The sequence below is a fragment of the Acinetobacter sp. UBA3025 genome, from assembly GCF_002367915.1.
In the GTDB taxonomy this organism is placed as follows: Bacteria; Pseudomonadota; Gammaproteobacteria; order Pseudomonadales; family Moraxellaceae; genus Acinetobacter.
This window is the reverse complement of sequence record NZ_DFDO01000107.1, coordinates 1-4,855: the sequence shown is the minus strand read 5'-3', so window position 1 is coordinate 4,855 and position 4,855 is coordinate 1. Positions and strand designations below refer to the sequence as shown.

The following is a 4,855-nucleotide window of genomic DNA, read 5'->3' as shown; positions in this document are numbered from 1 at the left end:
AGATGGAACGATCTTGAAGTATACGTGGTGTGGATCAATACCAAACAGGCCACCAATCACGTGTTGAGCGACATAAGGAATCCAGTCAACCGGGATAAGGTCCATCAAGTTCATGAGGAAAATCCACACGAAGATGGTTAGCGCTAGTGGAGCGATCAAACGCGATTTACCATGGAAGGTATCGCGTACACTTGAGTCAACAAACTCGATAATCATTTCGATTGCAGACTGGAACTTGGTAGGAACACCAGAGTTTGCAGCTTTCGCTACGAGCCAGAATAACAAGCAGAAAATGATACCAAGGCCAATTGACCAACCCATTGAATCCAAGTGAATAGCAGTGAACCCCATCTGTTGAGCTTCAGCACCGTTCTCGGCCAATTTCCATGTACCGTCTGGCATTTTGCCATAGGTCATATTGGTCAAGTGATGCTTGATATACTCGGTCGAAGTAAGGGCATGTTCTTCAGCAGCCATAAATCACACCTGGTCAATGTCAAAAAACTATAGAACAAACGAATATCGCGTGCTGCTTGATATCTCGCCTGCTCCTAAAAAAACTTTTCAATTTTTTGTTGTGTTTAAACTCGTTTTTGTAGACGTGACACCCAAAAAGGAGCAACCCACGACATGGCTTGAACGAGCATAAAACCACAAAACAACGCAACCGGGGATAACGGCTTGACATTGCTTAAAATTAAAATGAAACCAACAATCACAATTGCAAACTTGCCCATCAGGCCTTTATACATGTTCGAAAGAACCTGCTTAGATGCTCGGGCTCCTGCCGCTCGAAATGATTGCCATGAAAAATAACAACTCGCAAGCCAGCAGACGAACGCCCCCAAAGCGGCACTCAAGGCTACGGTTGAGTCTTTCACGACCCAGCCAATCAAGGCTGAAACAGGAATCATTAATGCTTGTAAGAGGACTAAAGCTTTCGCTAATCGTCGGTCAATCAAGCGACTAGTTCGGCTCATTATTTATTCACTCACAGCAAGCATGCTTGACAAGTTTAGCTGATGATTATTTTTAATCGCAGGCATTATAGAGTTACACCCCTGAACATGCAATCTTTTCCCGACCTTAGTCGTGTTTTTTTCAACAGATCAAATGCTGGCAAACTAATCAAAACTTGATTATTTTTAAATCATTGATGGGCATTTAACACACATTTACGGGTTTGCTCGGCCAATTTCTGCCAGGCCTGGATAAAGTCCCCTGCCCCACTCATGCTTTCATCGACACTCTGGAATACAATCGGTTTCAGTTTACGGTACTGATTTTCACCAGCATGTGCTTCTGCCAGCAGACACATTTTGCTCTGCACACGACTGTCTTGCAGATACTTGATCTGCGCCACGGTTGGTGAGACATGCGGATCATCAGTCAAAGCCCCCATGAACTTCAGGTTCAATGGGCGTTCCAGATATTGATAGGCATCATGGTAGGACCAATAAGGTTGAGCTTTACTTGTAGAACTATAACGCTGTGCAGTCAAAAACATGGTTTGGGCAAAGTCACGCGCATTTTTCCAATAGGCCTCCCGATGCTCAGGCAGCTGCTGAGAACGTAAGGCTGCAATAAAGAAACCGATACGTACTGCATTGTTGGGATCGAGCCAGACATGGGTATCGACGGTATCTTTTAAGGCTTGCCCACGTGGATTACGCATTGGCAAAGTGGTCAGAATACCCGAATCTAAAATCGCGATACTTTTATTGTTATTGTTCAACACTTTTGCCAACGGTGCTTCATGTGCCTGCCCCAACCAGATCACCAGGCCGGCATCCTGAATCGTTTTACGGTGTGCCGGGGTGAGGCTGACATCATGACCGCTTTGATTGGCCAATAATAAAGTCGGCTGTTCCACGCCTTGAGTAATGGTCTTGGCAATCAGATAAATCGGCTGCGTTGAAACCACCAAACTTTGCGACCAGCTAAGGGTACTGAACAAAGCCAGACTACACAGGGCAAGGAAACGGAACATGAAGAGAAATCACTATATAAGGACAAATTTAATAGTGTTATAATATAACAAAATCACAAAAATACCTATGCCCAATCGAAACTCTGGGCGCTTCATGTTAAGATTTGAAATCTTTTAATTTTCAGTTTCGCACCTGAGGTGAACTATGGGTTCATGTTCGCACGAACACCACAATGCATTGCACGGCGTACACGACCATCCAAATGTCGCGCAACGTCTGGCCGAAGCAGAGAGTCTTTGTGCGGCAAGTGGCGCACGCCTCACTCCTTTACGCAAAGAGGTACTGGAACTGATTCTGAATGCAAGCGGCCCGATGGGTGCGTATGACCTGCTGGCACAAATGAAAAATGCCAGCGACCGTCCCGCTGCCCCACCAACGGTGTACCGTACACTCGACTTTTTATTAGAAAAAGGCTTTATTCACCGCCTGACCTCTATTAATGCCTATATTCCCTGCTGCCATCCCCGTGAAGGCCATCAGGCGGCATTCTTGATTTGTACTGAATGTAAAGCAGTCAAAGAAGCATCTGCACAAGGTTTATTAGAACAACTGGATGCCTTGGCGGCTTCAGACGATTTTAGTGCACACCACAGCATTATCGAAATTTCAGGAATCTGTCAGCAGTGTCGCAACAAAGCTTGAATGCATCACCCTTGATCCAGCTTTCCAAGATCTGGGTCAATATTGATGATCGTGACATTTTAAAGGCGATTGATTTCTCTTTGCAGGAGAAAGAGATTGTTACGCTGATTGGTCCGAACGGTGCCGGTAAGTCGACCTTAATAAAGGTCATGCTTGGAATCGTCAAACCAAAATCCGGTGAAATCAAAACGGCGCGCAAGCTGAAATTCTCTTATGTGCCACAAAAATTCAATCCGTCACATAGTTTACCGCTACGGGTTAAAGATCTGCTGGCACTAGAAAAATGCCCTTCAACTATTAAAGCTGAAATCATTCGGGATACCGGTATTGCCAAACTAGAAAATTCTAAAGTACAACAGCTTTCCGGCGGTGAACGTCAACGTGTTCTGCTAGCACGTGCCTTATTACGTCAGCCGGATATTCTGGTACTGGATGAACCGATGCAGGGTCTAGATATTCAGTCTGAGGCTGAACTGTATGAATATGTGCGTAGCCTGCCAGAAAAATATGGCTGTGCCATTTTAATGGTCTCACATGACCTGCAATGGGTAATGCAAGGCACGCATCGCGTGGTATGTCTCAACAAACATATCTGTTGTAGCGGCTTGCCAGAAAGCGTGCAGCAGCATCCAGAATATCAGGCCATTTTTGGTACCAACCGGGTGTTCTACCAGCATCATCATGACCACTGTGCCCATGGTGACTCCGCGACACCTTGTCAGCACGATTCACGTCCCCACATTCACCCCGAGCCGGAAGCTTAAGCCATGATGGATTGGTTATCTCTCCTATTACCTGCATGGATTATGGGAACACTCTTGGTGTTCCTGACCGCACCACTCGGCTGTCTGATGCTGTGGCGTCGTATGTCTTTCTTTGCAGATACGATGGCACATGGCACTTTGCTTGGCGTTGCCATTGCTGGTGCGATGAGCCTGCCGCTTTGGATGGGGGTCAGCTTTATCGCAGTCTTATTGGTCGCTGTACTATGGGTACTGTATGACCCGCGTTTGCCGAATGATGCATTATTGGCACTCTGTTCAGCAACCCTGCTCTGTTCAGGTTTATTATTCATTCAGCATTTACCGAGTTTAAGACCGGAACTGCTTAGCTATTTATTTGGTGATCTACTCACCATTTCATGGACAGATCTTCCTACTTTTGCCGTCGTGATTATCTTGGCTTTGGCCGTTCTTTACAAAAGCTGGCAGGCGCAAATCCAAATTGCAATTGATCCTGATATGGCGATCAGTGAAGGCGTAAATGCAAAACTGCAGCGTCTGATCTTCATGTTGTTACTGGCGCTGTTTACTGTATTGGCATTACGTGCGGTCGGTTCTCTTTTGATGGGTGCCTTACTAGTGATTCCAGCACTCACCGCTCGCCTACTGGCAAATTCCCCTCGTCAAATGGTGATGTGGGCTTTTGTGATTGCACAAATTGGTGTGACAGTCGGACTCTGGTCAAGTGCAGGTCTAAATACGTCAACAGGTCTGACCATTGTGCTGACCATGTCAGTGTTGTTTGCCGCTATTTTTATCCTGCAGAAGTTTAAAAAACTGGCTTAAGACATGGCAGGCAAATTTTATCTGATCAGTGCCTGCTTACTCGGACACAAGGTTCGTTATGATGGTCGCGACTGTTTGGTAAAAGAATTGGTCGATTCTCTATTGCCGGATCAATATGTCACGATTTGCCCTGAAGTCAGTGGTGGTTTGTCTATCCCCCGACCCGCAGCAGAGATTCAAGGCGGGACAGGATTAGAAGTTCTTAAAGGTTTAGCTCAAGTAACAGATATTCAAGGAAGAGATGTATCTACTGCTTTTTTACAGGGAGCTTATGCTGCCTTGGAACTAGCACAGAAATTTCAAGTCACCCATGCAGTCTTAAAAGCCAATAGTCCATCTTGCGGCAGCAAGCTGATTTATGACGGCTCATTTACTGGAAATAAAATTCAGGGTAATGGTGTGACGGCTGCATTACTTAAACAGCATGATATTAAGGTCATGACTGAAGATGAATTTTTACAGATGATTCTTTAAGAGATCGTTGAATTCCCTCTCCTGTAAGAAGAGGTTCTCCTACTGATGCACTAGACTCAATAAAAACGCAGCTCCAGCGAACAAGCTGGCAAAAGTTCGATTCATGACTTTCTGCTGTTTTGGCGATTTCAGAAGGCGCAAAACCTTGGCAGCCAGACCGGTATAACCTGCCATCACAAT

The 4,855-nt window shown here is 45.6% G+C and carries 7 protein-coding genes and 1 pseudogene; 4 read left to right on the top strand and 4 right to left on the bottom strand.

Translation table 11 applies throughout. The features are described 5' to 3' along the window. The 3 genes from B4J23_RS04555 to B4J23_RS04545 all read right to left on the bottom strand — a co-directional run. Positions 1 to 477, bottom strand: a 477-nt coding sequence (locus B4J23_RS04555) for a FoF1 ATP synthase subunit A (RefSeq protein WP_291358914.1), incomplete at its 3' end; no start/stop codon positions are given. Between the two features lie 104 nt (positions 478 to 581). Continuing rightward, the gene (locus tag B4J23_RS04550) at positions 582 to 980 is read right to left on the bottom strand and encodes an ATP synthase subunit I (RefSeq protein ID WP_166139355.1); all 399 of its coding nucleotides are present in this window, start codon (positions 978 to 980) and stop codon (positions 582 to 584) included. Between the two features lie 170 nt (positions 981 to 1,150). Beyond that, on the bottom strand, positions 1,151 to 1,990 hold the full coding sequence (locus B4J23_RS04545) for a metal ABC transporter solute-binding protein, Zn/Mn family (protein ID WP_200229247.1): 840 nt from the start codon (positions 1,988 to 1,990) through the stop codon (positions 1,151 to 1,153). Positions 1,991 to 2,135: 145 nt separating this feature from the next. On the opposite strand from B4J23_RS04545, the gene B4J23_RS04540 reads away from it, so the two are divergent. From B4J23_RS04540 to B4J23_RS04525, 4 genes are read left to right on the top strand one after another with little or no spacing between them, the layout of a single operon-like run. Continuing rightward, positions 2,136 to 2,633 carry a transcriptional repressor gene (locus tag B4J23_RS04540; protein ID WP_005233384.1) on the top strand — a complete coding sequence of 166 codons (498 nt, stop codon included), beginning with the start codon at positions 2,136 to 2,138 and terminating at the stop codon, positions 2,631 to 2,633. Continuing rightward, complete coding sequence (znuC, locus tag B4J23_RS04535) at positions 2,615 to 3,397, top strand: zinc ABC transporter ATP-binding protein ZnuC (RefSeq protein ID WP_291358909.1); 783 nt, start codon at positions 2,615 to 2,617, stop codon at positions 3,395 to 3,397. Before B4J23_RS04540 ends, znuC begins: the two co-directional genes overlap by 19 nt. 3 nt (positions 3,398 to 3,400) lie before the next feature. Beyond that, entirely contained in the window at positions 3,401 to 4,201 is an 801-nt protein-coding gene (znuB, locus tag B4J23_RS04530) for a zinc ABC transporter permease subunit ZnuB (protein WP_180015070.1), read from the top strand. A gap of 3 nt (positions 4,202 to 4,204) precedes the next feature. Next, a complete protein-coding gene (locus B4J23_RS04525; RefSeq protein ID WP_291358906.1) occupies positions 4,205 to 4,675 on the top strand; it encodes a DUF523 domain-containing protein in 471 nt (156 codons plus the stop codon). A 39-nt stretch (positions 4,676 to 4,714) separates the two neighbouring features. Here B4J23_RS04525 and B4J23_RS04520 read toward each other — a convergent pair. Further along, positions 4,715 to 4,855: pseudogene (locus B4J23_RS04520) on the bottom strand (threonine transporter RhtB); the annotation flags it as partial.

What these genes read in the sequence shown, in the direction of transcription:
- B4J23_RS04550 (WP_166139355.1), bottom strand. Translation starts at nt 980, where the DNA reads ATGAGCCGAACTAGTCGCTTGATTGACCGACGATTAGCGAAAGCTTTA.
- B4J23_RS04540 (WP_005233384.1), top strand. Translation starts at nt 2,136, where the DNA reads ATGGGTTCATGTTCGCACGAACACCACAATGCATTGCACGGCGTACAC.
- znuB (WP_180015070.1), top strand. Translation starts at nt 3,401, where the DNA reads ATGATGGATTGGTTATCTCTCCTATTACCTGCATGGATTATGGGAACA.
- B4J23_RS04545 (WP_200229247.1), bottom strand. Translation starts at nt 1,990, where the DNA reads ATGTTCCGTTTCCTTGCCCTGTGTAGTCTGGCTTTGTTCAGTACCCTT.
- B4J23_RS04525 (WP_291358906.1), top strand. Translation starts at nt 4,205, where the DNA reads ATGGCAGGCAAATTTTATCTGATCAGTGCCTGCTTACTCGGACACAAG.